Annotated in this window: 19 protein-coding genes and 1 pseudogene; 10 read left to right on the top strand and 10 right to left on the bottom strand. The window is 71.9% G+C overall.

What is annotated here, in order from left to right:
* The first annotated feature begins 6 nt into the window (after positions 1-6).
* Positions 7-2,022, top strand: coding sequence for a glycosyl hydrolase family 65 protein (locus AB0J55_RS03980; RefSeq protein ID WP_364242429.1), 2,016 nt, complete (start codon positions 7-9; stop codon positions 2,020-2,022).
* On the opposite strand, the gene AB0J55_RS03975 is transcribed toward AB0J55_RS03980, so the two are convergent.
* The 4 genes and pseudogenes from AB0J55_RS03975 to AB0J55_RS03960 form a co-directional block, all read right to left on the bottom strand.
* On the bottom strand, positions 2,019-2,810 hold the full coding sequence (locus AB0J55_RS03975; RefSeq protein WP_364243397.1) for an FkbM family methyltransferase: 792 nt from the start codon (positions 2,808-2,810) through the stop codon (positions 2,019-2,021). The genes AB0J55_RS03980 and AB0J55_RS03975 overlap by 4 nt on opposite strands.
* Positions 2,811-2,943: 133 nt before the next feature.
* Positions 2,944-3,204 carry a hypothetical protein gene (locus AB0J55_RS03970; RefSeq protein WP_364242426.1) on the bottom strand — a complete coding sequence of 87 codons (261 nt, stop codon included), beginning with the start codon at positions 3,202-3,204 and terminating at the stop codon, positions 2,944-2,946.
* Positions 3,205-3,263: 59 nt separating this feature from the next.
* Positions 3,264-3,509: pseudogene (locus tag AB0J55_RS03965) on the bottom strand (hypothetical protein); the annotation flags it as partial.
* Positions 3,510-3,517: 8 nt separating this feature from the next.
* Entirely contained in the window at positions 3,518-4,417 is a 900-nt protein-coding gene (locus AB0J55_RS03960) for a DMT family transporter (protein ID WP_364242424.1), read from the bottom strand.
* A gap of 63 nt (positions 4,418-4,480) precedes the next feature.
* Between AB0J55_RS03960 and AB0J55_RS03955 the strand changes: the two genes are divergently transcribed.
* Positions 4,481-5,095, top strand: coding sequence for a DUF2231 domain-containing protein (locus tag AB0J55_RS03955; protein WP_364242421.1), 615 nt, complete (start codon positions 4,481-4,483; stop codon positions 5,093-5,095).
* 38 nt (positions 5,096-5,133) lie between these two features.
* A complete protein-coding gene (locus tag AB0J55_RS03950) occupies positions 5,134-5,292 on the top strand; it encodes a hypothetical protein (protein WP_364242419.1) in 159 nt (52 codons plus the stop codon).
* On the opposite strand, the gene AB0J55_RS03945 is transcribed toward AB0J55_RS03950, so the two are convergent.
* Complete coding sequence (locus AB0J55_RS03945) at positions 5,247-8,573, bottom strand: TM0106 family RecB-like putative nuclease (protein WP_364242416.1); 3,327 nt, start codon at positions 8,571-8,573, stop codon at positions 5,247-5,249. The two genes, AB0J55_RS03950 and AB0J55_RS03945, sit on opposite strands and share 46 nt — an antisense overlap.
* 176 nt (positions 8,574-8,749) lie before the next feature.
* On the opposite strand from AB0J55_RS03945, the gene AB0J55_RS03940 reads away from it, so the two are divergent.
* From AB0J55_RS03940 to AB0J55_RS03915, 6 genes are all read left to right on the top strand, one after another.
* Positions 8,750-11,326, top strand: a complete 2,577-nt coding sequence (locus tag AB0J55_RS03940; RefSeq protein ID WP_364242413.1) for an alpha-glucuronidase family glycosyl hydrolase — start codon at positions 8,750-8,752, stop codon at positions 11,324-11,326.
* An 84-nt stretch (positions 11,327-11,410) separates the two neighbouring features.
* The gene (locus AB0J55_RS03935) at positions 11,411-12,349 is read left to right on the top strand and encodes an acyl-ACP desaturase (protein ID WP_364242411.1); all 939 of its coding nucleotides are present in this window, start codon (positions 11,411-11,413) and stop codon (positions 12,347-12,349) included.
* A gap of 23 nt (positions 12,350-12,372) precedes the next feature.
* Entirely contained in the window at positions 12,373-13,137 is a 765-nt protein-coding gene (locus tag AB0J55_RS03930; protein ID WP_364242408.1) for an IclR family transcriptional regulator, read from the top strand.
* A gap of 69 nt (positions 13,138-13,206) precedes the next feature.
* Positions 13,207-14,238, top strand: a complete 1,032-nt coding sequence (locus AB0J55_RS03925) for an aromatic ring-hydroxylating dioxygenase subunit alpha (protein ID WP_364242405.1) — start codon at positions 13,207-13,209, stop codon at positions 14,236-14,238.
* A complete protein-coding gene (locus AB0J55_RS03920) occupies positions 14,235-14,396 on the top strand; it encodes a hypothetical protein (protein WP_063749421.1) in 162 nt (53 codons plus the stop codon). The genes AB0J55_RS03925 and AB0J55_RS03920 overlap by 4 nt, the downstream gene beginning before the upstream one ends.
* Positions 14,393-15,310, top strand: a complete 918-nt coding sequence (locus AB0J55_RS03915) for a PDR/VanB family oxidoreductase (protein WP_364242402.1) — start codon at positions 14,393-14,395, stop codon at positions 15,308-15,310. The genes AB0J55_RS03920 and AB0J55_RS03915 overlap by 4 nt, the downstream gene beginning before the upstream one ends.
* 8 nt (positions 15,311-15,318) lie before the next feature.
* On the opposite strand, the gene AB0J55_RS03910 is transcribed toward AB0J55_RS03915, so the two are convergent.
* Positions 15,319-18,582, bottom strand: a complete 3,264-nt coding sequence (locus AB0J55_RS03910) for an NACHT domain-containing protein (protein ID WP_364242399.1) — start codon at positions 18,580-18,582, stop codon at positions 15,319-15,321.
* A 112-nt stretch (positions 18,583-18,694) separates the two neighbouring features.
* Between AB0J55_RS03910 and AB0J55_RS03905 the strand changes: the two genes are divergently transcribed.
* Entirely contained in the window at positions 18,695-20,152 is a 1,458-nt protein-coding gene (locus tag AB0J55_RS03905; protein WP_364242396.1) for a phospholipase D family protein, read from the top strand.
* Between the two features lie 3 nt (positions 20,153-20,155).
* On the opposite strand, the gene AB0J55_RS03900 is transcribed toward AB0J55_RS03905, so the two are convergent.
* The 4 genes from AB0J55_RS03900 to AB0J55_RS03885 all read right to left on the bottom strand — a co-directional run bounded on the left by AB0J55_RS03900 (position 20,156) and on the right by AB0J55_RS03885 (position 24,704).
* Positions 20,156-21,730 (bottom strand): succinic semialdehyde dehydrogenase, encoded by a 1,575-nt coding sequence (locus AB0J55_RS03900; RefSeq protein WP_364242393.1) that lies wholly within the window; start codon positions 21,728-21,730, stop codon positions 20,156-20,158.
* Positions 21,727-23,355 carry a GMC family oxidoreductase N-terminal domain-containing protein gene (locus AB0J55_RS03895; protein WP_364242390.1) on the bottom strand — a complete coding sequence of 543 codons (1,629 nt, stop codon included), beginning with the start codon at positions 23,353-23,355 and terminating at the stop codon, positions 21,727-21,729. Before AB0J55_RS03895 ends, AB0J55_RS03900 begins: the two co-directional genes overlap by 4 nt.
* Positions 23,356-23,451: 96 nt before the next feature.
* On the bottom strand, positions 23,452-23,910 hold the full coding sequence (locus AB0J55_RS03890) for a dihydrofolate reductase (protein ID WP_364242388.1): 459 nt from the start codon (positions 23,908-23,910) through the stop codon (positions 23,452-23,454).
* Positions 23,907-24,704 carry a thymidylate synthase gene (locus tag AB0J55_RS03885; protein ID WP_364242385.1) on the bottom strand — a complete coding sequence of 266 codons (798 nt, stop codon included), beginning with the start codon at positions 24,702-24,704 and terminating at the stop codon, positions 23,907-23,909. The genes AB0J55_RS03890 and AB0J55_RS03885 overlap by 4 nt, the downstream gene beginning before the upstream one ends.
* Positions 24,705-24,770 lie beyond the last annotated feature (66 nt).

Genomic DNA, 24,770 nt, shown 5'->3' with positions numbered 1-24,770 from the left:
ACGCGCATGAAGCGGATCGGTCACGCACTCCTGGTCCTGGTGACGATGGGCGGCGCGCTCGCCGGAGCCGCCCCGGCCACCGCGAGCCCGGCGCCGCCGCCCACGCTCGAGTTCGCCAACCCGGACAGCCAGGCGCTGTTCGGCTCCGCCTACGCCGCCGCGCTGCAGAACCTGTTGCACACCAACACCATCGGTTACGACGCCAAGTACGACCGGACCGGGCTGCTCGACCCGGCCACCGGCATCGTCCGCGCGGGCGGCGGCTACGCCCAGCCCTGGACCCGGGACAGCTCGGTGAACAGCTGGAACGCCACCAGCCTGCTCAACCCGGCCCTGGCGAAAAATACGCTGTGGGCCGTCGTCGACAGGGACCCGGCCGGCGCCCTGCGCGTGCAGCAGGACGACCAGCAGTGGGACCAGGTCGTCTGGGTGACCGCCGCCTGGCACCACTACCTGGTCACCGGCGACCGGGCCTTCCTGGAGGACGCCTACCGGACGGCGGCGGACACCCTGGCCATCCGCGAACACGCCACCACGGCCGGCTTCAACGCGACGTACGGGCTGTTCACCGGCGCGTCGTTCTTCAACGACGGGATCGCCGGCTACCCCGCGCCGCCCGCGGACGCGACCGAGTCGGTCAGCACCGGGAGCATGCCGTGGCCGGGCGTCGCGAGCGGGATGTACCTGAGCACCAACGAGCTCTACTACGCCGCCTACGTCAACGCCGCGAACTTGGCCGGGGAACTGGGCCGGCCGGAGACCGCGGGGTACCGGACCAAGGCCGACGCCCTCCGGACGGCGATCAACGACCGCTTCTGGAACCCCGCCACCGGCCTGTACGACTACCAGCTCCTCGCCGACGGCCGCCGCGGCGCCTTCCAGGAGGGCACCGGGCTGGCGTTCGCGCTGCTCTTCGGCGTCGCGAACCCGGCGCAGGCCGGGTCGATCCTGAGCCACGCCCGGGAACTGCCCTGGGGCATGCCGGACACCTTCCCGAACTGGGCGCGCTACAGCGACGCGCAGCCCGGCCGGCACAACGCCATCGTCTGGCCGCTCGTCCAGGGGCTGTGGGCGAAGGCCCTGGCCGGGCAGGGCGAAACGAACGCCTACGCCGCGGAGACCGCCCGCCTGGCCAAGCTCGCCGGCGCCAACAGCGGGTTCTGGGAAATCCACAACGGCACCACCGGTGTCGTCGACGGCGGCTGGCAGCGGCTGGGCGACACCGTGAAGTTCCACTGGGGCTCCGAACCGGACCAGACCTGGTCGGCCACCGCGTTCCTCGACATGATCCACACCGGGCTGTTCGGGCTCACCTTCACCGGCCGCGGGCTGTCGTTCACCCCGCACCTCCCGGCGGGCTGGGGCGACGTGACGCTGCGGAACCTGCGGTACCGCGGAGCGACCCTGACCATCGCGCTGCACGGCGCGGGCACCACGATCCGGTCGGTCACGGTCGACGGCCGGGCCGCCCGCGCGGAGCTGCCGGCCACCCTGACCGGCGAACACACCGTCGACATCACCCTCACCGGAGCACCGGCCGGCGACCGGGACGCCGACGGCGTGCCCGACGACCGGGACCGCTGCGCCGACACGGCGGGCACCGCGGCCCTCGCCGGCTGCCCCGACCCCGCGCACCTCGAAGCCGAAGACGCGCACAACGCCGGCGGCGTCAAGACGAACGTGAACCACACGGGCTATTCGGGCCGCGCGTTCCTCGACGGCCTCTGGGCGCAGGGTGCGTCGACGGCCTTCACCGTGCACCGCCCCACGACCGCACCGGCGCGCGGCGCGATCACCGTCCGGTACGCCAACGCCAACGGCGACACCCGCACGATGACGCTGTCCGTGGACGGGCAGCCGCTGCGCCAGGTCGGCTTCCCGAAGGTGTCGGACAGCTGGGACGCCTGGGGCACGACGACGTTCGCCGACGTGCCGCTGACCGGCCGGGACCCGGTGGTGACCCTGTCCCAGGGCCCGGGCGACACCGGCGCGATCAACCTCGACTGGCTGGAGTACCGCTAGCGGACGGCGAACACCATCCCGATGTCGGCGGCCGCCTGGACCGGGTCCTGGACGGCCTCGACGGTGAAGCCGCGCGCGGTGAAGACGTCACGGACCGTCTCGCGGTGCCGGGCCCAGCCTTCGACCTCGACGACCGCCTGCCGGACCAGCGGCCAGTGCCGGTCGTCGAGCCCGCGCAGGACGTCGAGCTCGGCGCCTTCGACGTCGACCTTGAGCAGGTCGACGCGCTCGATGCCCTGTTCGTCGAGCACCGCCGAGAGCGGCCGGACGCGGACGCGGTGGGTCTCGAGCTGCCGCATCACCCGCAGCTTGCGCCCGACGATCCCGCGCAGCAGGGGCGCGGGCACGCGGCGCAGGCCGGCCCCCAGGCCGCCGCGGCGGATCATTTCGACGACGCTGGCGGTGACCCGCCGCCGCTCGGCCTCGACGTTCCCTTCGTCCCGCCACGACGACGAGAAGATGGTCGCCGCCGGGAAGTAGCTGAAGTCGAGCTCGTCCTCGGCGGCCGCCAAGCCGAAAGGCAGCGCTTTCAGCCGGCCGCCGAAGAAGTCGCGGCCGTTGCGTTCCAGGGTGGCGTGCAGCGGCGGCAGGGGCTCGAACGCGAAGATCCGCACGTCCCCGTCCAGCCGCTCGTACACCGCGGCGGAGAAGACCCCGACGTTGGCGCCGACGTCGAGGACGGTCGCGCCGGGGGTGAGCTCGATCCCGTTGGCGAAGTAGGCGCCCACCTCTTCGCGCAGGAAGGACACCTCCCACGGGTTGATGCTGTGGAGGTCGATCGCGTCCATGGTCACGCGCAGAGGCTTATCAGCATCGGAATCCGCGGGGCACCCCCGTTCGGCGGCACTCGGTTCCGGTTCGGTTGCCGCGCCGGTGCCGGCGCCGGCGCGGGGAAAACCCCGCGCCGTCACCGAAGCCGGTTCACCGCTCCTCTTCGACGTGCAGTGCGCCCTGTTCCGGGCCTGCGGCCACAGCCGGGCCCGCGTCCACCGCGACCTCGTCGGCCTCCGTGTCGGCCGGTGGGCCGTCGCCCTCGACCGCTTCCAGCTGGATCGGTTCCTGCGTCACCTCGCCGGTGTCCGGGTCCTCGCGCGCCCACCGGCGGGAGTCCAGGCCGTCGGGGTCGTCGTCGAGCTCGAGCCGTTGCTGCTGCTCGGAACGGGCAGTGTCCGGTTCGGACATTGGTGGTCCCTCCGTCGTGCGGTCGTTCACTCGGCCGGGTCCGGCACCTCGGTCGCCGGGTCCGGGCGCTCCTCGCCGAGCCGGTCGCCCAGCCCGCGCGGGTGGGCCTGCTCCCACGGCGTCATGCCGTACTTCGTGACGCCCGACCAGTGCTCGGGCGGGTCCATGCCCTCCTCGAGCGGGTCGGCCTTGATCCGGTCCTCGTCGAGGTCCTCGGCGCTGTTGAGCGCGGCCGGGTCGGTCTCGACCGCGTCGGGCTCGCCGGTGTCCTGCGGCGGGTCGTAGCTCTGGTTCGGCTCGGTCATCGGGCTCCTTAGTCCGGTGTTCCCCGGGCTTCCCGCTGACGCCGCCACGAAACACGCAGCGGCCGGCGGCAGCCTTCGCCGGTCCGGGCCAGCAGGACCACGCCCACGACGGCCACCGCGGCCGCCGGAACCCACACGAAAGCGTGACCCGGTTCGAGGCGTTCGCCGGTCAGCAACCGGGCGGCGGGCACCGCGGCGAGCGGGTCGAGCAGCACCAGCGCGGGCATCGACCACGACAGCGTGCCCCTGGCGTAGGCCTGCTGGCTGCCGAGCTGCGCGACCACGGCGACGGCGAGAGCCGCCCACAACGCGGCGCCGCCCAGGGTCGGCAGCAGGCCGCGTTCGCCGAACGTCTTGAGCGCGACGGAGATCAGCACCGCCGCGACACCGGCGGCGATCCCGGCCGACGCACCGCAGGCGAGTGCACCCCGCGGGCCGCGCCCGGACCGGCTGCTCAGCGCGACCAGGCCCGCGGCCACGAGCACCGCGGCCACGACCGCGAACCAGGGCGGCAGGTGGTCGCCGGTGCCGGCGGCGGGCCGCGCCGCGACGAGGAAGACGGCCAGGCCACCGCAGGTGCAGAGGGCGCCGAGGCCGTCCGCCCGCGACGGCAGGCACCGGTCGCGCACGGACCGGATCGCCAGCGCGACGACCAGACCCCCGGCCAGCACCGGCTGCACGATGGCGACCGGGGCCAGGGCGAGGGCCACGACCTGGAGCAGCGTCCCCAGCACGGTGGCGCTCTGCCCGGCCACCCACTTCGGCCGCGTCACCAGCCGGCGCAGCTCGAGGCCGCGCGCGTCCGTACTGCTCGACGCGGCCTCGTGCTGCAGGACCGACCCGGTGGCGAACAGGACGGCCGCGCCCGCGGCGACGGCCGTGCCGGGGAAGAAGGCGGGGATGGGCACGCGCACCAGGTACCCCGGCCGCGGGCCGGTTATCCCGCGGGCCGGTGGGGTAGCCGGGCCGGTATGGATCCGACGCGCGACGGTCACAGCCGGACGAAGCCCGCGTGGGCGCACCGGGCTTTGCGAAAGGTCGAGGACGCCCAGGCGCTCGACGGCCCGGCCACCAAGCTCCGGCGGCTGCTGGCCGGCGTGGCCGAAAGCCGGCTCGGCCGGCAGCTGCGCGGCCAGGAGCTGGGACACCCCCTGCACCCGCTCGCGGTGACGCTGCCGATCGGTGCCTGGGTGTGCTCGGCGGTGTTCGACCTGCTCCCGGACGGCCGTGACCCGGCCCGCCGCCTGGTCGCGGCCGGGCTGCTGACGGCCCCGGCGGCGGTGGTACTCGGCCTGGCCGACTACGCGGGTCTCGACGAGCGGCAACGCCGCGTCGGCCTGGTGCACGCGGCAGCCAACACGGCGGCGGCGGCCCTGTTCGGCGCGTCCTACCTGGCCCGCCGCCGCGGGGCCGGCGGGCGGCTCCTGGGCGCGCTGGGTCTCACCGCGGTGAGCGTGGGCGGCGCGCTCGGCGGCCACCTCGCCTACGCCCAGGGCGCCGGGGTGTTCCGCTGGCAGCCGTTGGACGACCTCGACCCCGCCGAGCTGGCCGGGACCGCTCCGGCCGCGCCCCGCAACCCGGCCTGACCCGCTTCGATCACCCGGCACCGGGGTAACCCCCGCCCATGACCGAATCCGAGCAGGGCCCGCTGACTCCCGACGTGCCGCCGCCACCCGGCACCCCGGAACTCGACCTCGACGTCCCCGTTCCCGAGGCACACCGGGAAAAGCCCGGCTCTCAGGACGTCGACGACGACGCCGGCGAAGTCGAACCGCCCGGCTGAGGCCACGGCGACGCCGCGGTCATCAGGCCGATCATGCCCGCCACCAGGCGCATCTGGTCCACCGTGCGGATGTCGGCCTCCACCAGCCGCGGTGAGCACACGAGGACCGCCAGGGCCTGGGCCCGCGACAACGCCACGTTGAGCCGGTTGCGGGACAACAGGAAATCCAGGCCGCGCGGCAGGTCGACCGCCGACGACGACGTCATGGTGGTGATCACCACCGGGGCCTCCTGGCCCTGGAAGCGGTCGACCGTGCCCACCCTGACCCCGGGGAACCCGGCGTCGGCGAGGGCCCGGGTCACCGTCCGCGCCTGCAGGTTGTACGGCGCCACGACGAGGATGTCGGCGTCGCCGAGCGGCCGCGGCGGGCCGTGGTCGGTCCACAGGCGACCGTGCACTTCGGACACGATGCGCACCACCTCGGCCGCTTCCTCAACCGACCGGGTCGTGTTGCCGCGGTGGTCCACTTCGGCCAGGTACAGCCCCGCCGCGACGCCCTCCAGGGCGCGGCCGGCCGCCGACGGGTGCGCGTGCAGCCGTCCGGCGTAGGACAGGTCGGACACCGGTTCGCACACCGCCGGGTGCATGCGCCGCGTCTCGTCGAGGAAGTAGCCCAGCGACGGCGGCATGATCTCGGCGTCGCCGATCAGGTGCCCCAGCGCCGAAGCCTCCGCGCCCGCCGGGTGCGTGCCCTGCACCACCTGTGGCAGCTGCTGCGGGTCGCCCAGCAGCAGGACGTTGCGCGCGCACACCGACACCGCGAGCGCGTCGGCCAGGGCGAACTGACCGGCCTCGTCGATGATCACCAGGTCGAAGGGCTCTTCGCGGATCGCCGCGTTGGCGAAGGTCCAGGCCGTCCCGCCGACCAGGTGCCCGGTGTCGTGCTCCGCGCGCCACTTCACCAGCGCCGGGTTGCTCTTCGGCTGCTCCCACGGCGCCGCCGGGTCCGGCGTCCTCTTCGCCCGCTTGGCGCACGGCAGGTCCGGTGCGTTCTTCTTGGCCGCGCTCAGCACGTTTTCCACGGCCTTGTGGCTGTTCGACGTCACCGCGACGGTCCGCCCGGCCCGCACGAGGTGGGCGATCAGCTTCCCGGCGAGGTAGGTCTTGCCCGCGCCGGGCGGCCCCTGCACGGCCAGCGTGGAGCCGTCCAGGGCGTCGACCGCCTCGATCACCGTGGCGACCAGGTCCGGCCCCGGTGCCGGCAGCGCCGCGCCGCCACGCAGCCGCGGCGGTGTCCGCCGGAGCAGGTCGACACCGGGGTGCCGCGGCAGCTCCGGGAGCGCGTCGACGACCAGCCGGGCGAGGTCGGCGACCGCCTCGTCCTTCGGCGAGGGCCGGACCGGGCTGCCGGGCAGCACCGCGGACGGCCGGTCGTTCGTGGTCGCGTCCGGCGGGCAGCTCTCCTCCAGGGTCAGCTCCACGGCCGACGCGGCGACGACCTTCGCGTCGCGGGCGGTGTCGCCGTAGCGCAGCCGCACGTCGTCGCCCGGGGCGAAGGGGTGCGGCCGGTCCGGGTCGCACGCCAGCTGCAGCGTCCGCTTCGCGGTGCGCGCCCGCCCGGACGGCGGCACCCACTCCCCCGCTTCCAGGGCGACCGGCACGGCGCAGGCGGTGTCCACTTCGAGATCGCCGAGCGGCGCGGCCAGCTGGCGGAAGTACTCCCACCACGCCGGGTTCGTCTCGCGGCGGTGGTAGCCGACGGCCGCCGCGAGCAGCGCACGGGCCCGCTCCTCGCCGGTGAAGGCGCCCGGGTCGTCCGGGAGTCCCTCCAGCAACGGGTCGACCAGCGCGGCCAGCTGCGCGGCCCGTTCGGCGCGCCGCTCGGCGGCGACGTCCTCCTCGGCCGCGCGCAGCAGCGCGTCCTCGGCGGATTCCGCGGCCGGTTCCGGGACGTCGATCCCCGCGTCGGCGCGGACCCGGTGCAGGAACCCGAAGAGCCGCTGGGCGGAGAGGCAGTCGTCCTCGGTGTTCTCGGCGATGCGACGCAGCACCTCGTCGGCGCGTTCCGGCGCCCCGGTCTGCGCGAACGCCAGGTACTCCTCGTACGCGTCGACGTCGGACACGGCGGTTTTCGCGCGGGCGCCGGGCTGGTAGAGCGGTTCGAGGTGGCGGATCGAGTACGACCGCTGCGACACGCGCAGCGCCTTGCGCACGACCGCGTGCAGGTCCACGACCGCGCCGCTGCGCAGCAGGTGGTCGACGGTCTCCTCGCGGGTGCCGTGCACCGCCGCCAGCCGCTTGATCGCGGTGACCTCGTACGGCGCGTAGTGGTAGACGTGCGAGCCGGGGTGTTCGGCGATCCGCGCCGCGGCGAAGTCGACGAACTCTTCGAACGCGCGCCGCTCCTGGGTCCGGCTGTGCGCCCAGAACGGCGTGAACTGCCGGTCGGCGACCGCGCCGAACAGGTACTCCAGCCCCTCGCCCGCGAGGGCGTGCGGGTCGCCGGCGAGGTCGACGAACACGTCGCCCGGCGCGGGCGCGGGCAGGGCGGCCAGCTCGTCGGGGTCGACGATCTCGTAGGCGACCTCGCCGGTGGTGTCCTGCCGGACCTGCAGCGCGGCCTGGGCGCGCAGAGTCGCGAACGCCGTCGCGGACAGGTCCCGCGGCCGGTCGGCCGGGCCGGCCGCGGCCAGGGCGTCGATCGAGCCGAGCCCGGCTTCGACCAGCTTGCGGCGCTGGTCGACGCGCATCCCGGCGACCAGCGAGAGGTCCCGGTCGGCTTCGCGGGCCGTCGCGCAGTGCCGGGCGAAGCCGCAGCCGGCGCAGGCCGGGCGCTCGTCGGCCCACAGCGGGACCGGCAGCCGCGGCGGCCGCCCGGCCAGCCGGGCCCGGAGGCGGTCCACGAGCGGCCGGAAGTCCTCGGTGCGCAGCGTCCGCGTCCCGCCGTCGGTGAGCCGCAGGTGCAGGTGCGGGCCGGCGGGCCAGCCGGCGCGGGTCATCGCGTCGGCGCACGCGGCCAGCCGGACCACGGCCGCGGGCGTGGCCTGCCGGACCGGCGTCGTGTCGTGGACCTCGTAGCGGCCTTCGCCGTCCTGGACCAGGAGGTCCGCCCGGGCCGAGAATTCGCCGTCGAGGAAGACGGCCCGGTGGATCACCGGGACCCCGGAGCGCAACGCCTCCTCCGTCGCCTTCGCGGCGAGCGCGAGGTCTTCGACGCCGTCGGTCTCGTGGCGGCCGGGCTCGGGCCGCGGCGCTCCCGGCAGGCCCGCGGCGAGCGCCTGGACGAGCAGGCTGCGGTGTTCGCATTCGAGCAGGTCGGCGAGATCGGCTGGGGTGAGCATCGCGCCGCAGTCTGGCACGGCAGTCCGGGCGGGCCGGGCACGCCGTCTCCGACACGCCGGGCGCTCGGCGAAAGTTTCGGGATTTCCCCGCTATATCGCCAATTATTGACAGTGCGGTACCTGCCCGCAATAGTGCGGGAAACGAACTGAATATCCGGCGGGCGGATGGGGGAACCTTGTCTTCCAGTGACGAGAACGGAATGCGGCGGCGCAGCTTCCTGATCGGCAGCGGAGCCGTCCTGACGACCTCGGTGTTCGGCGCCCCCGCGGCGCAGGCGAGCCCGCCGGCTTTTCCGGGCGGCTACGACGGCTCGGACCTGTGGTTGCGCTACGAGACCGTCACCGATCCCGGCGTGCTCGCCCGGTACCGGGCCGCGCTCGGCGCGATCGTCGTGGAGAACGCCGAGCGGACCCCGGTCCACCGCCACACGGCGAACCTGAGCATGGCCCCCGGCGCCACCGAGCACCTGGTGCGGAGCACCCTGGAAGCAGCGCGCGACGAACTCGTCCGTGGCCTCGGGGGACTGCTGGGGCGGCCCGTGCCGGTGCTGGGCGGCTTTCCCGACCGCGCGGTGGTCGTGGGCACTCCCGGCACCTCTCCCCTGGTCCGCAGGCTCGTTCCCGCACCCGACCTGAAGCCGCTCGGGACCGACGGATACCTCGTCCGCTCCCTGTCCCGGGGCGGCCGCCGGGTGATCGTCATCGCCGGCAACACCGAGCTCGCCGCGCTGTACGGGACGTTCGCGTTCCTCCGGCGTCTGCAGGCGCAGCAATCCGTCGCCGGCCTGAAACTTTCTTCGGTCCCGAGGATCAATCACCGGTACCTCAACTATTGGGAGACCGAGCGGCTGTACGCCGGCAACAACCCGGCCGGCACCGGCGGGCTGAACGGCGAGAACGGGGCGATGTTCGACTTCACCGCCACCGGCGCGTCCGCCGCGCTGAACCTGCCGGTGATCCTGGACCGGTACGTCGTGGCGGCGCGGGCGATGGCGTCCCTCGGCATCAACGGCATCACGATCAACAACGTCAACGCCAACAGCTTCTACCTCACCCCGGCCGCCATCGAGCAGGAAGCCGCACTGGCGGACGCGTTGCGCCCCTACGGGATCAAGCTGGCCGTCTCCATCAACTACGCGGCGCCGACGGACGCCCGGTTCGCCCCCGACACGCTCACCCGGGAAGAACTCGATCCCTACAGCGCCAAGTTCCGGGACTGGTGGACCCGGCGGGCACGGCAGCTCCAGGCCGCCATCCCCGACTTCATGGGCTTCACCGTCAAGGCGAACTCCGAGGGGCAGCCGGGTCCCCAGGACCTCGGCTACGACCACGGTGACGGCGCCAACGGCATGGCGGCGGCGGTGGCGCCGCTCGGGATGCGGATCTTCTGGCGGACCTTCGTCTACAACGCCGACGTCGACGCGGACCGGCTCAAGCGCGCCTACCTGGAGTTCGGCCCGATCGACGAGGAACTCCAGCCCGACGGCACGATCGGCCGGTTCTCGGAGAACGTCTTCCTGCAGACCAAGAACGGCCCCCTCGACTACCAGGCCCGGGAGCCGGCCAACCCGCTCTTCGGCCGGATGGAACACACGAACCAGGCCCTCGAACTGCAGATCACGCAGGAGTACACCGGGCAGAACACCATGCTGTGCTACCTCGGCCCGCTGTGGGAGGAGGTCCTGAAGTCCGACACGTACGCCACCGACGCGCACGGCAAGCTGCTGGACAAGCGGCTGGTGGGGCACGTGGTGGACGGCACCGCCCAGGGTCACCCGGACAGCGCCATCGTCGGCGTGGGCAACTTCGGCAACGCCGCCAACCTGACCGGGCACCACTTCGCGCAGGCGAACCTGTACGCCTTCGGCAGGCTGGCCTGGGACTGGACGCTCGACGCCCGCGGCATCGCCGAAGACTGGGTCCGGCTGACCTGGGGCAACCACGACTTCGTCGTCCGGACGATCGTGGCGATGATGCTGGGCTCCCGGGAGGCGCTGGTGAGCTACCAGACCCCGCTCGGCGTCGCGCACCAGTTCCGGTCCAGCGACCACTACGGCCCCAACCCGGCCGAACGGCTCGCGCGGGACGACTGGAGCCCGGTGTACTACAACAAGGCCGACGCCGCCGGCCTGGGCTACGACCGCTCCCCCACCGGCAGCGGCTTCACCGCGCAGTACTTTCCGGTGCTCGCGGCCCGGTACGCCGACATCGAGACCGTGCCCGAAAACCTGCTGATGTGGTTCCACCACGTGCCGTGGGACCGGCGGATGCGCAACGGCCGGATCTTCTGGGACGAACTGGTGTACCGCTACCAGACGGGCGTCCACTACGTGAGCTGGATGCGCCGGGCCTGGAGTTCGCTCGAACGGCACGTCGACGCGCGGCGCTTCGCCGAGGTGCGCGACAAGCTCGCCGCCCACGAGGCCGACGCGGGCAGCTGGCGCGACACCTGCGTGCGGTACTGGCAGGGGTTCAGCGGCCGGGCGATCCCCACGGACGGGCCGCTCGCGATCCGGATCGTGGCGGGCGGCCGGACGATCGGCGGGTTCGACGCCGGGGCGCCGTCCTGCACCGTTCCGCTGCCGGCCGGCGCTTCGCCGAGGATCACGAAGGTCATCCCGGCCGATCCCGCGGTGCGGTGCGAGGTCCTTTCCCAGGCCGGTGGCGTGCCCGGGCGGGCCGTCGTGCGGGTCACCGGGAGGAGCTTCTTCGGGCCCGTCCTCAAGGACTACGTGTTCGAGTTCACGAACTGAGGGGAACCCCGCGGCATCGGTGTCCGTTGTCGGTTCCTACGGCACCGTAAGTTACGGTCGCGTAGGTACGGAAGGACATCCCCCATGCCGGTCCCCGAAACCACCCGCCTGCTGCACGAACTGGAAGGCACGGTCGAAGAGAACCTCAACCGGCACCTCGCCGCCGCCCAGGAGTGGATGCCGCACGAGTACGTCCCGTGGAGCCAGGGCCGCGACTTCGCCGAGCTCGGCGGGGAGGCCTGGGACCCGGAGCAGTCCCGCGTGACCCCGATCGCGCGGACGGCCCTGGAGGTCAACCTGCTGACCGAGGACAACCTGCCCAGCTACCACCGCGAAATCGAGCGCGCGTTCGGCCGCGACGGCGCGTGGGGCACCTGGGTGCACCGGTGGACGGCCGAGGAGGGCCGCCACGGCATCTGCATCCGCGACTACCTGCTGGTCACCCGCGCCGTCGACCCGGTCGAGCTGGAGCGGATGCGGATGGAGACCATGCAGGCGGGCTACGACACCGGCGACAAACCGCTGCTGAACGTCTGCGCGTACGTCTCGTTCCAGGAGCTCGCGACCCGGCTTTCGCACCGCAACACCGGCCGCTACACCCAGGACCCCCTGGCCGAGAAGCTGCTGGCCCGGGTGTCCACGGACGAGAACCTGCACATGGTCTTCTACCGCAACCTCGTCAAGGCCGCCCTGGAGATCTCGCCGGACGCGATGATGCGCGCGATCACCGACGAGGTGCTGAACTTCGCGATGCCGGGCGCGGTGATCCCGAGCTTCCAGCGCAAGGCGGCGCTGATGGCCAAGGCGGGCATCTACGACCTGCGCATCCACCACGACGACGTCGTCCAGCCGCTGCTGCGGTACTGGAAGGTCTTCGACCTGACCGGCCTCGGTGCCGTCGGCGAAGCCGCGCGCGAGGAGCTGGCGACCTTCCTCAAGGGCCTGGACACGCAGGCGTCCCGGTTCGAGGAACGCCGTGACGCGGCTGCTGCGCGCCGGGCGGCGCGAGGCATAGTGGACTGAAGTCCCGCCCACCGGAGGTCGCCGTGCCGCACCGAGGTCGCGCGCCCGGCGCCACCGGGCCGGTCCTCGGACGCGCGCTGCGGGTCCTGGAGGCGTTCTCGCCGAACCGGCCGGCGCTGCGGCTGAGCGAGGTCGCGCGCCGGAGCGGGCTGCCGGCCGCGACCGCGCACCGGCTGCTGCGGGAGTTCTGCGAGTGGGGTGCGCTGGAGCGGGACGAGGCCGGCGTCTACCGGGTCGGGTTGCGGCTGTGGGAGCTCGGATCGCTGGCGCCGCGGGGCCTGGGCCTGCGGGAGCTGGCCCTGCCGTTCCTGGAGGACCTCTCGCAGATCACGCGCGAGAACGTCCAGCTCGCCGTCCGCGAAGGCACCGAAGTCGTGTACATCGAGCGGATCGCCGGGACGGGCGCGGTGCCGGTGCTGACCCGTGTCGGCGGCCGGTTCGCACTGACCGCCACCGGCGTGGGGCTCGTCCTGCTCGCGCACGCCCCCGCCGAGGTGCAGGAGGACGTCCTCGGCCGTCCGATCGAGCGGTACACGCCCGAGACGGTGACGGACCCGGACCGGGTGCGGCACCTGCTGGCCGACGTGCGCACGCACGGGTTCTCCATCAGCGAGCGCCAGGTGACCCTGGACGCGCTGTCGGTCGGCGCGCCGATCCACGACGCCCGGGGCCAGGTCGTCGCGGCGGTGTCGCTGGTCGTGCGGTACGGGAGCGTCTCGCCGCACGCGCTGGCTCCGCTGGTCATGACCAGCGCGCGGGCCATCTCGCGCGCACTTTCCATCTTATGAAATCGCCCTTCGTGGCGGCGGGGTCGCTCGCCCAGGCTGTGACCCGGCCCACCACGAAAGGACGACCCGATGAGCGCCATTCCCCGCGACCAGTGGTACGTCGCCGCCTACGGCTCGGAGATCGGCACCGAGCTGTTCAGCCGCACCATCTGCGGTGAGCCGATCCTCTTCTGGCGCACGCGCGACGGGAGTGTCACCGCGATGGCGGACCGGTGCGTGCACCGGCGGTTCCCGCTGTCGCAGGCGCCTTCGCGGCTGGTCGACGACCAGGTGATCTGCGGCTACCACGGCTTCACCTACGGCGTCGACGGCAAGTGCGTGGCCGTGCCCGGCCAGACGCGGGTGCCGCGGACCGCGCGGCTGACCCGGTATCCCTTGGTGGAGCAGGACTCCTTCGTCTGGGTGTTCATCGGCGACCCCGCGAAGGCCGACGCGTCGGCGATCCCGCGGGCGCCCTGGCTCGACTCGCCGGGCTACACCACGGTCTGCGGGATGGAACCGCTCAAGGCGCGGTACTCGCTGCTGGTCGACAACCTGCTGGACCTGTCCCACGAGACGTACCTGCACGGCGGCTACATCGGCACCCCGGAGGTCGCCGAAACGCCGATCACGACCGAGGTCGACGAGGACGCCGGGATCGTCTACGTCTCGCGGCACATGGCCGACGCGGCGTGCCCGCCGTTCTACGCCAAGTCGACCGGCCTGGAGGGCCGCATCACGCGCTGGCAGGACATCGAATACACGCCGCCGTGCCTGTACAAGCTGCACAGCCGGATCGCGCCGGTCGGGTCGGTGCCGAACCCGGACGGCAGCGACCCGGACGCGTTCCACGTCGAGGTCGTCTACGCCATCACCCCCGAGACGGAGCACTCGACGCACGACTTCTGGGCGGTGGCCCGGGACTTCGCGCTCGACGACGAAGGCGTGTCGGCGTTCCTCGCGGAGAACAACCGGACGGTGGTGCTGCAGGACGTCGAAGCCCTCGACGTCCTCGAGCGGGTGATCGCCACCGAACCGGAGGGGTACCAGGAGCTGTCGATCAACATCGACACCGGCGGCCTGGCGGCCCGCCGGATGCTGCAGCGGCTGGTGGCGCCGTGACCCGCCCGATGCTCACCGGCGACCGCGTCAACCGGATCCACTGGGTGCTCGGCACGGACCGGCTGCGCGCGGTCTGCCACTGCGGCGCCGAGCGCGAGTTCGACGACCCCGTGCAGCTGTGGGACTGGCTGCTCGCCCACCCCGAAGGACACCGATGACCCTCGACCTCCTGGTGGACCGCAAGGAAGTTCTGGCCGACGGCGTCGTGGCGCTGACCCTCCGCTCACCCGGCGGCGGGTCGCTGCCGCCGTGGGAGCCGGGCGCACACATCGACCTGGTCCTGCCCGGCTTCGTGCGGCAGTACTCGCTGTGCGGCGACCCAGCGGACGCGTCGGCGTACCGGGTGGCGGTGCTGCGGGAGACGGCCGGCCGCGGCGGCTCGGCGTACGTGCACGACTCGCTGCTCGCCGGGGACCGCGTCCGGGTGGAGGGCCCCCGCAACCACTTCCCGCTGGTGGCCGCCGAACGCTACCTGTTCCTCGCGGGCGGCATCGGCATCACGCCGATCCTGCCGATGCTGGACGAGGTGGCTCGCGCGGGCCGCCCCTGGCAGCTCGTCTACGGCGGCCGGACCAGATCGTCGATGGCGTTCACCTCGGAGCTCTCGGTCCACGGCGACCGGGTTTCCTTCCGGCCCCAGGACGAACACGGGCTGCTGGACCTCCCGGCGCTGCTGGCCTCGGCGGGTCCGGAAACGGCGGTGTACTGCTGCGGCCCGGAACCCCTGCTGGCCGCGGTGGAGGCGCTGGGGCCGCCCGATCTGCACGTCGAGCGCTTCACGGCTCAGCCGGACACCGGCCCGCGCACGGCGTTCGAGGTCGAGCTGGCCGGCTCGGGGCGGGTGCTGCCGGTGCCGGCGGACCGGTCGATCCTGGAGGTGGTCGAGGAGGCCGGGGTGCCGGTGCTGTCGTCGTGCCGGGAGGGGACGTGCGGGACGTGCGAGACGGGCGTGCTGGGCGGGGAGCCGGATCACCGGGACTCGGTGCTGACGGCGGAGGAGCGGCTGGAGAACGAGGTGATGATGCTCTGCGTGTCCCGGGCGTGCTCGCCGCGGCTCGTGCTCGACCTCTGACGGCTGCCTCAGAGCCATTTCACTTTGATCCTCGGGCCGGCGCCGACGATCCGGTGTCTCTCGGGATAGGCGCGAACGGTCAGCTCGGCATTGCCCAGTCCGGAAAGGTCGATAATTCTTCGGTCGTCGGAATCCGAGAGGATCTCCAAGGTGGTCAGCTGGGTCAGCCGAGCGATGTGCGCCAACTGAACCGGGTCGACTGGCGCGACTATCTGGAGGGTCCGAAGGGTTTCCACGGTGGCGAGCGGGCTGAGGTCTTCGACTTGACAATAGCGGATGGACAACGTGTTCAACGCGGAAAAGCGGGCGATCTCGCCGAGTTCATCGAGTGGTTGAACGAACAAGAATCCGAGTTCATCGAGCCGAGGAGCGTCCATTGCCAGCTGACGCAAACCACCCCGCACCCCGAGGCTCTCACTGCTGCCGCGACGGCCCAGATCCAACCGTCGCAGCGCAGGGAGGTTCCCGAGGAAACTGAATTCGGCTCCGTCCGGATAGCAATACAAACACAACTGGTTCAGGCTCTGCAGGTCGACGAGCGGAGAAAAGTCAGCTACCTCCTCGACAAACTCTATACCCAACGAGATTAGATTTGCCATCGGCCGGAAGACCTCAAGATCCGATATCGACCCGGCCCCGGGGTAGAAATACAAGTGCCGCAAACTCGGTATATCAAGAAGAGTACGGGGGTCGACCGCGCCACGAGGCGCCAACAACAACCGTTCCACTCCGGTGCATTGCGTCAACGGAGCAAGATCATCGAAGTTGCCGGCAAGGTGGGCATTGCGCAGGCACGGAAAGCCAGGCAGCAGTCCCAGGTCCGTGAAGTCGCGGAAATTGACACTGAGATGGCTCAATTGACGGAGCCTGTGGACCGCGGGCAAGAGCGCTTGGTCCTCAATCCATAGATGCCCGTCCAGCAGCGGTGCATCGGCGAGGACACGTGCGGCGTACTCATCCGGATCGAAATACCGCCATGCCGCGATCAGCTCCTTCTGCACCCCCGGCCTCGGATCGCGGCTGAACTTCTCTAGCACCGGCCACGCTTCCGGCCCGTTGATCAACGCCGCGGTCCGGACCGTAGCCGCTGCCGCGGCCTCCGACAGATCGGCCGACGAATCAAGAAGGCGAGGAAGCAAGACCTCCCCGCCTGCGGCAAGTGACCGGGCTTCGGCCTTCCCCCGCGGCGGAATCAGTGCGGCCAGTGAGCTTTCCATGCGTTCGGTGAGTTCGACGGTCAGGGCAGGACCGGACTCCGTCGCCGCCGCGGCAAGCAAACGGAGCTTCCGCCGGGTCCGCGGTTCGGCGTCGGCCCGGTCGAACAACCCCTTGAACAGCTGCTCCCGCAAGGGCGCGTTGGCCAGCCCGGCGGCCATCACGACGATGTCCCGCCATTGATCCAGGTGCGCGTTCTGCACCAGCAAGCCGACATCGCCCTGATCCGCGGCCTCCTCCGCGGTCAGGAACTCCTGGAATGTGCGGTGCACGAAGTCGATCCGGCCCGGTGTCGGCTCCCGGACGATGCCGCTGCGCTGCACCAGGTGTTCGAGCAGGTCGCCGGCGTCGTGGCCGACCCGGGGCATGGTCGCGAGCCGTTCGGTGAGGCGCCTGAGTGCTTCCTCCCTGCTCAGCTCGGACCGGCCGTTCACCGACAGCCGCCAAGCCAGGTGGCGGAGCAGCTGGCGGCTCTCGCGGTTGCCGATCTTCAGCGAGGTCGGGATGCGCCTCTCGACGTCCCGCCGTTCCAGCAGCATCGACAACGCCGTGACGTAGAGCTCGAGCCGGTTGCGCGGGAGGAACGAGGCACGGTCCAGGTTCAATGCGCACAACATGGCGCACAACAGCGGCGTCGTCGCGAGAGCCCGCAGGTGGGCGTTACCGTCCAGGCGGCTGAGCAGGACGCCCTCGTAGCGAGGCAGCTCCTCTTCGGGACACGGCATGCTCCCCGCATCGCGTACGGCCCGGTGCCAGTGGCGGACGAGGGCACGTACGTCGGCCTGGCTCATGTGCTCGATCCACGCCGAACCGAACCCCTCCGCGCTCAGCCACGTCTCCGCGGCCGCGGCCGGGCGGGACGTGAGGACCAGCCGCACTTCGGGAAAGGCCTGGCACAGGTCCTTGAGCCACGCCCGGACCGCGCCTCGCTCGTCGGCGGTGAGTTCGTCGACGCCGTCGACGAGGACGAGTGCGCGCCCCGAGGCGAGCTGGCGATGGACGTAGGCCGGCGGCATCAGGGCGGTCAGCGCCTGCGCCGTCCCGTCGAGGAATTCCTCGGGCGAAGGAAGCCTGCGGCCGGAGTAGCTGCGCAGCTTGATCAGGAACGGGACGTACCCGTTAAGCCCGGCCAGCTCGTCCCGGAACGTCCCCCGCGCGGCGTTGACCGCGAGCCAGCGCAGCAGCGTCGACTTGCCCGAGCCGGCCTCGCCGCGGACCAGGAGGCGGCCGGCCGCCGCCAGCGCCCGCTCGGCCCGGACCGAGCCGTCCTGGCTCCGCAGCGAGTCCGCCCGCCACGAAAGCATCTCGTGGGCCGGTCCGCGGGACTCCGCACCGGTGCCGCGGACCGTCAGGCTCACATAGGCGACGCTCAACGTCGTGCGGAGCCGGTAGCTGCGGGTGTCCACGCCGAACAGCTCGAGGTCGTCCAGGGTTTCGCTGATCTGACGCAGGTACCGGGACCGGAACGCCGTGTCGGACGCGGTGCCGCCGGGGGCCATCAAGGAAGGCGCCGGCAACCGGTTGAGCACTCGTTCGAGCTGCTCGGCCAGGCCCGAGACCCGGCCGAGCAGCTCCGCACCGGCCCTCGCCGCGAACGGCGTCAAGTGCACGACCAAGCGGGTGTAGCAGACGCAGCACTCTTCGAGGACCCGTCGGTAGAACCACGTAGCGGCTTCGCCGAGGCCCGCGCGTTCCGCCGCGTCCGGCAGGGTGGCGCGCAGGCGATCGGCGAGCTTGGCCGCGTCGACGTCGACCTCGAACAGGTCGGCGTCGGCCAGATCCGCGCGTTCGAAGGCGTCCGCGACCTCCGCCAGCGCCGCCGACCGCTCGCCGTCGTCGAGGTCCGGGACTTCCTGACGGCACAACAGCAGCAGCCGCTCGGACACCACGTCGACCAGGGCTTCGACCTCCCGGTCGAAGCGCCGTCGGGAAAAGCCGCCGCCCACGCGGGCCTGCACCAGCTCCGCCAGGGAACTTTCCCGTTCGAGCCCGCTCTTGCGGCTGGTGAGCCAGGACTTCACGGCCGAGCTGACGACGGCCGTGCCCACCTTCAGCACCAAAGGCTCCATGGAGTTCGAGTCGCCCCGGCACTATCCACTGTTACGACACAGGTTGTTGCGCAGCGTCACTGCACGGCGAACCCCGCCGATCTGTAGTGACATAGGACGGGTGACGACGTTTCGCTCTTTCGTGGACAAGGTGGACGAGCGGCTCGGTGACGGGCTGGAGCGGGTCCTGTGCGCCCACCACCGGCGGCGGCTGCGCCGGCTCGGGTGGGGTGACGTGCTCGGGCCCGGCGGCGCCCAGGACCGGCTCGGGGGCCGGGCCCCCGTCCGCGACGGGAACCGCGTCGAGGTGCTGATCGACGGTGAGGAGTCGCTGCCCGCCGTCGCCGAGGCCATCCGGCGGGCGAAGTCGCACGTGCACCTGGCCAACTGGCACGCCAGCGCCGACTTCCGGCTGACGCGGGAGCCCGGCTCGCCCACCCTGCGCGAGCTGCTGGCCGAGGCCGCCGGGCGCGGGGTCGCCGTCCGGGTGCTGCTGTGGGCCGGGCCGCCCTTTCCGGCCTTCCAGCCGTCGCGGAAGCTGGCGCTGTCCGAACAGCGGAAGTTCACCGAGGGCACCGGCGTGCGCTGCGTGCTGGACGCCCGGGAACGCACCCTGCACTGCCACCACGAAAAGATCGTGGTCGTCGACGACGCCGTCGCCTTCGTCGGCGGCGTCGACTTCACCGCGCTCGAGGGCGACCGGCACGACAGCCCCGAGCACCCGCCGCGGCCGATCGGCTGGCACGACCTCATGGCCAAGCTCGAAGGGCCCGCGGTCGCCGATGTCGCCGTCCACTTCCGGCGGCGGTGGACGGAGGTGGACGGCGAGGCCCTGCCCGAACCCGCCGTCCCGGAGCCGGCCGGTACCAGCCGCGTGCAGCTGCAGAAGACGATTCCGAACGACACCTACGACTTCCTGCCGAAGGGCGAGTTCACCGTCCTCGACGGCTACCTGCGCGCCCTGCGTTCGGCTCGGCGGCTGGTCTACCTGGAGAACCAGTTCCTGTGGTCGCCGGAGATCGCCGAGGTGCTGCTCGGCAAGCTGAAGAACCCGCCGGACGACCGGTTCCGCGTCGTGCTCCTGCTGCCGCGCAAGCCGAGCAACGGCTCGGACACCACCCGCGGCCAGCTCGGCCGGCTGCTGGACGCCGACGACGGCCACCACCGCCTGCTGGCGACGACGATCAGCGCGCACGAGGGCGACGAGTCCGCGCCGGTGTACGTCCACGCGAAGCTCGGCATCGTGGACGACGAGTGGCTGACGGTCGGCTCGGCGAACCTGAACGAGCATTCGCTGTTCAACGATACCGAGGTCAACCTCGTCACCGACGACCCGGAGGTGGCCCGCACCGCCCGGCTGCGGCTGTGGGCCGAACACCTCGGGCGTCCGGTCTCGGAGTTGGCGAAGAGCGACCCGGCGGACATCGTGGACCACCTCTGGCGGCCACTGGCGGAGGAACAGGCCGAGCGGGAACGCCGCGGTGAGCAGCGGACCCACCGGCTGGTCCTGCTGCCGGGCGCCTCGCGCCGCGCGGCGCGGCTGCAGGGGCCGTTGCGGGGGCTGCTGGTGGACGGCTGAGCGCTACCGGATCCGCAGCTTCCGCATCAGCTTCAGCCCGGACAGCATGCTCTCGACGTACTTTTCGTACCCCTGCCCCGGCCGCGGCCCCATGACCTGCTTCTTCAGCACGGCCAGGTTCTGCACGTCGGTGTACTTGAGCAGCCCCTGGTCCCCGTGCCGGGCGCCGACGCCGGAGTTCTTCACCCCGCCGGACGGAGTCCCCTTCGCCGCATAAGCCGTCGCCAGGACGTCGTTGACGTTGACGTTCCCCGACTCGATCCGCGCCGCCAGCGCGCACCCCGCTGCGACATCGCCGCTCCAGACCGACGCGTTCAGCCCGTAGTCCGTGTCGTTGGCCAGCGCGACCGCTTCGTCCACCGTGCGGTACTTGTGCAGGGCGACCACCGGGCCGAAGGTTTCGGTGACGCCGCACAGCATGTCCGTGGTGACGCCCTCGAGGATCGTCGGCTCGAAGAACGCCGGGCCCAGGTCGGGGCGGGGCTTGCCGCCGCACAACACCGTCGCGCCCTTCGCCACCGCATCGTCCACATGGGACTTCACCCGGCGCATGTGGTCGACCGAGACCAGCGAGCCCATGTCGGGGCCGAAGTCGTACGCCGCGCGGACGTCGAGAGCCGAGGCCGCCGCCACGAACGCCGTCTTGAACTCCTCGTAGCGGGATTCCGGCAGATAGATCCGCTCGATGTGCATGCAGATCTGGCCCGTGTTGCCGAACGCGCCGAAGATCGCGCCCTTCACAGCCTCCTCGAGGGGAGCGTCGTCCAGCACGATCATCGGGTTCTTGCCGCCGAGCTCGAGGCAGCAGCCGATCAGGTTGCGGCCGGCGCGTTCGCCGATCACCCGGCCGGTCGCGGTCGAGCCGGTGAACATCACGTAGTCCGCGCGGTCGATCAGCGGCGGCCCGACGTCCGGGCCCTCACCGCAGACCACCTGGAACAGCCCTTCCGGCAGGCCCGCTTCCTCCAGCAGCCGGACGCCGTAGAGCGGCGAAAGCGCCGTCTTGTTGTCCGGCTTCAGCACCACCGCGTTGCCCGCCATCAGGGCCGGCACGGCGTCGGAAACACCGGTGGCGAAGGGGAAGTTCCACGGCGCGATGATGCCGACGACCCCCTTGGGCAACCGCACCTCGGTCGATGTCGTGAGCAGCGGGACCGGGCCGCCGCGCTTGGTCGGCGCCAGCAGCTTCGCGGCCCGCTTCAGGTAGTGGCTCATCACCATCGGCGGGTCGCAGGTCTCCTCGATCGCCATCCGCCGGTTCTTGCCGCTTTCGACCTGGATGAGGTCGGCGATCGTGCGCGCCCGCTCGACGAACAGCGCGTGCGCCCGCCGGAACACCGCCAGCCGCTCCTTGACCGGGGTGGCCGCCCACTTCCGCTGGGCCTCGCGGGCCACGGCGAACGCCCGGTCGATGTCGTCGGTGCTCGACTGCGGGAGCTCCACGAGCAGGTCGCCGGTGTAGACCTCGGTGAGCTTCCAGGTCGTGCCGGACGAGCCCGGCACCCGGGACACCAGCTGCTGCAGGAAGGCGCCGGTGACCGAGGCGGGGCGGGTGAGGCCGAGCGGCGTGAGCGTCATGACCGGCTCCCGAGGACGAGCTGGGCGCCCATTTCGCCGATCATGATGCAGGGCGCGTTGGTGTTGCCGCCGGTGATCGACGGCATGATCGAGGCGTCGCAGACCCGCAGGCCCTCGACCCCGCGCACGCGCAGGTCGGGATCGACGACGGCGAGCTCGTCGACGCCCATCCGGCAGGTGCCGACGCCGTGGTAGACCGAGGTCGCGCGGTTGAGGATGGCGTCGCGCAGTGCCTGGCCCTTGAGGTCCTTGCCGGGGTGGATCTCTTCTTTGACCGCGCCCTTGAACGCCTTGGACGCGAAGATCTCGCGCACCATTTCCGAGCCTTCGCCGAGCAGTTCGAGGTCGGCCGGGTCGGACAGGTACTGGAAGTCGATGAGCGGGGCCGCGGCCGGGTCGGCCGAGGCGAGCCGCAGGGTGCCGCGGCTCTTCGGGTAGATCAGGGTGGTCAGCACGGTGAGCGCGGGGCGCTTGTCGACGTCGTGCCGGATCGGCGCGTCCTGGTTGGGCGACACGTACGCCCACGGCAGCAGGTGCAGCTGCAGGTCGGGGATCGCCCCGGCCTGCGAGGTCCGCAGGAACGCCACCGCCTCGAAGACGGAGTTCGCCAGGAAGGTGGTGCCGGGGCGCAGCAGCTCCCGGGCCAGGCCGCGGGCGAAGTACGGCGCCGTGCCCTTGTTCTTGCTGGTCGAGACGTGGAACGTCAGGGCGTGGAACATGTGGTCGTGCATGTTGTCGCCGACGGGCAGGTCGGCGACGACGTCGATGCCGTGTTCCTTCAGGTGCTCGGCGTGGCCGACGCCGGACAGCATGAGCAGCTGCGCGGAGCCGATGACACCGGCGGAGAGGATGACCTCCTTGCCGGCGCGGATGGTGCGCGGGCGGCCGCGGTCGAGGACCTCGACCCCGACGGCGCGGCCGTTCTCGATGAGCACCTTCGTCACCGTCACCCGGTCCTGCAGCTGCAGCGTCGGGGGCGCGAGGTAGTGGATGTAGCCGCGCGAGGCGCTGTAGCGCAGGCCGTCGGCGGCGTTCTGCTGCATCCGGCTGACGCCTTCTTGGGACTCGGCGTTGTAGTCGTCGAGGATTTTGCAGCCGAGCGCGTCGGCGGTGGCGTCGACGAACTGCAGGGAGCCCTCTTGGGGGTTCTTCGCGCGGGTGACGCGGATCGGCCCGCCCGCGCCGCGGAAGGCGTTCTCGCCGTCTTCGAAGTCCTCCATGCGCTTGTAGGCGGCGTTGACGCTGTCGGCGTCCCAGCCGGTGTTGCCCTCGGCGGCCCAGGAGTCGAAGTTGGCGCGGTTGCCGCGGACGTAGACCATGCCGTTGATGGAGCTGGAGCCGCCGACGACCCGGCCGCGCGGCACCGGCATCCGCCGATCGAGAACGTGTTTCTGCGGGACGCCGTAGAAGCCCCAGTCGAGCGGCTTCTTGAGCTGCGGCACGGCGTGCATGGGTCCGACGAGCCCGGGCTTCTTGACCAGCAGCTGCTCGTCGCTCTTCCCGGCTTCCAGGACGATCACGCTGGCCCCGGCCTGCGCGAGCCGTCCCGCGATCGCCGCGCCCGAGCTCCCCGACCCGACGACGACGTAGTCGGCCTCGTCGCCGCGCGCCGCCCTTTTCGCCATGTCCGCTCCTCGCTACGACCGGCCGCTGGAACTGGAACGTGTTCTAGTTGGCCAACCGTATAGCGCCGCACCCCGCGAGCGCAACGGCCCGGGTCGTCAGCCCCAGGTCAGGAAGCGGTAGTGCAGGCCGGTCGAGGACTCCAGCCACTCGCCCGCGGAGTCCGCCGGGCGCCCGACCTCGGGTGCGTACGTGTCGCCCTCGAAGGACTCCCGGAGCTCGGTGACGACGATCCGGTCCGCGACCGGCAGCGCCGCCCGGTACACCGCCGCGCCGCCGATCACCCAGACGTCCCCGTCGACCGCGGCCAGCGCCGAAGGGAGGTCGGCGAACGTCTCGACGCCTTCCTGCGGGGTCGTCGACAGCACGAGGTTCCGCCGCCCCGGCAGCGGCCGGAACCGCGGCGGCAGCGACTCCCACGTCCGGCGGCCCATCACCACCGCGGCGCCGGCGGTCAGCTCCTTGAAGTGCTTGAGGTCCTCCGGCAGGTGCCACGGCAGCCGGCCGTCGCGGCCGATGACGCCGTTCGCCGCCTGCGCCCAGACGAGCCCGATCACACCGCCACCGGCGCCTTGATGCCCGGGTGCGGGTCGTAGCCCTCCAGTGCGAAGTGCTCGTACGTGTAGTCGAACAGGCTGTCGGCCGGCTTCAGGTCGAGCACGGGGAACGGCCGCGCGTCGCGGGCGAGCTGCGTGCGGACCTGCTCGACGTGGTTGTCGTAGATGTGGCAGTCGCCGCCGGTCCAGACGAAGTCGCCGACGCCGAGCCCCACCTGCGCGGCGATCATGTGCGTGAGCAGCGCGTAACTCGCGATGTTGAACGGCACGCCCAGGAACAGGTCCGCGCTGCGCTGGTACAGCTGGCAGGACAGCTCGCCGCCGGCGACGTAGAACTGGAAGAACGCGTGGCACGGCGGCAGCGCCATCCGCGGAATGTCGGCGACGTTCCACGCCGACACGATGATCCGCCGCGAGTCCGGGTTCTCACGCAGCGTGCGCAGCACCTCGGCGATCTGGTCGACGTGGCCGCCGTCCGGGGTCGGCCACGAGCGCCACTGCACGCCGTACACCGGGCCGAGGTCGCCGTCGGCCGCCGCCCACTCGTCCCAGATCGTGACGCCGTGTTCCTGCAGCCAGGAGACGTTCGCGTCGCCGCGCAGGAACCACAGCAGCTCGTAGGCGATCGAACGGAAGTGGACTTTCTTCGTGGTGATCAGGGGAAAACCCTCGGACAGGCGGTAGCGCAGCTGGTGCCCGAAGATCGACCTCGTGCCGGTGCCGGTACGGTCGCCCTTGCGGGCGCCCGTGTCGAGGACATGGCGGAGGAGGTCTTCGTACTGCGTGTCCGGCATGCCCGGGACTCTAACCCGTGCCGCTGACTCAGCGTGAACCCCGGTTGCGCCACACGGACGGGCAGC

This window comes from Amycolatopsis sp. NPDC049688 (assembly GCF_040674975.1).
GTDB lineage: Bacteria > Actinomycetota > Actinomycetes > Mycobacteriales > Pseudonocardiaceae > Amycolatopsis.
This window is presented reverse-complemented; position numbering and strand designations above follow the sequence as displayed.

What these genes read in the sequence shown, in the direction of transcription:
- AB0J55_RS03980 (WP_364242429.1), top strand. Translation starts at nt 7, where the DNA reads ATGAAGCGGATCGGTCACGCACTCCTGGTCCTGGTGACGATGGGCGGC.
- AB0J55_RS03975 (WP_364243397.1), bottom strand. Translation starts at nt 2,810, where the DNA reads ATGGACGCGATCGACCTCCACAGCATCAACCCGTGGGAGGTGTCCTTC.
- AB0J55_RS03970 (WP_364242426.1), bottom strand. Translation starts at nt 3,204, where the DNA reads ATGTCCGAACCGGACACTGCCCGTTCCGAGCAGCAGCAACGGCTCGAG.
- AB0J55_RS03955 (WP_364242421.1), top strand. Translation starts at nt 4,481, where the DNA reads ATGGATCCGACGCGCGACGGTCACAGCCGGACGAAGCCCGCGTGGGCG.
- AB0J55_RS03950 (WP_364242419.1), top strand. Translation starts at nt 5,134, where the DNA reads ATGACCGAATCCGAGCAGGGCCCGCTGACTCCCGACGTGCCGCCGCCA.
- AB0J55_RS03945 (WP_364242416.1), bottom strand. Translation starts at nt 8,573, where the DNA reads ATGCTCACCCCAGCCGATCTCGCCGACCTGCTCGAATGCGAACACCGC.
- AB0J55_RS03935 (WP_364242411.1), top strand. Translation starts at nt 11,411, where the DNA reads ATGCCGGTCCCCGAAACCACCCGCCTGCTGCACGAACTGGAAGGCACG.
- AB0J55_RS03925 (WP_364242405.1), top strand. Translation starts at nt 13,207, where the DNA reads ATGAGCGCCATTCCCCGCGACCAGTGGTACGTCGCCGCCTACGGCTCG.
- AB0J55_RS03915 (WP_364242402.1), top strand. Translation starts at nt 14,393, where the DNA reads ATGACCCTCGACCTCCTGGTGGACCGCAAGGAAGTTCTGGCCGACGGC.
- AB0J55_RS03900 (WP_364242393.1), bottom strand. Translation starts at nt 21,730, where the DNA reads ATGACGCTCACGCCGCTCGGCCTCACCCGCCCCGCCTCGGTCACCGGC.
- AB0J55_RS03895 (WP_364242390.1), bottom strand. Translation starts at nt 23,355, where the DNA reads ATGGCGAAAAGGGCGGCGCGCGGCGACGAGGCCGACTACGTCGTCGTC.
- AB0J55_RS03885 (WP_364242385.1), bottom strand. Translation starts at nt 24,704, where the DNA reads ATGCCGGACACGCAGTACGAAGACCTCCTCCGCCATGTCCTCGACACG.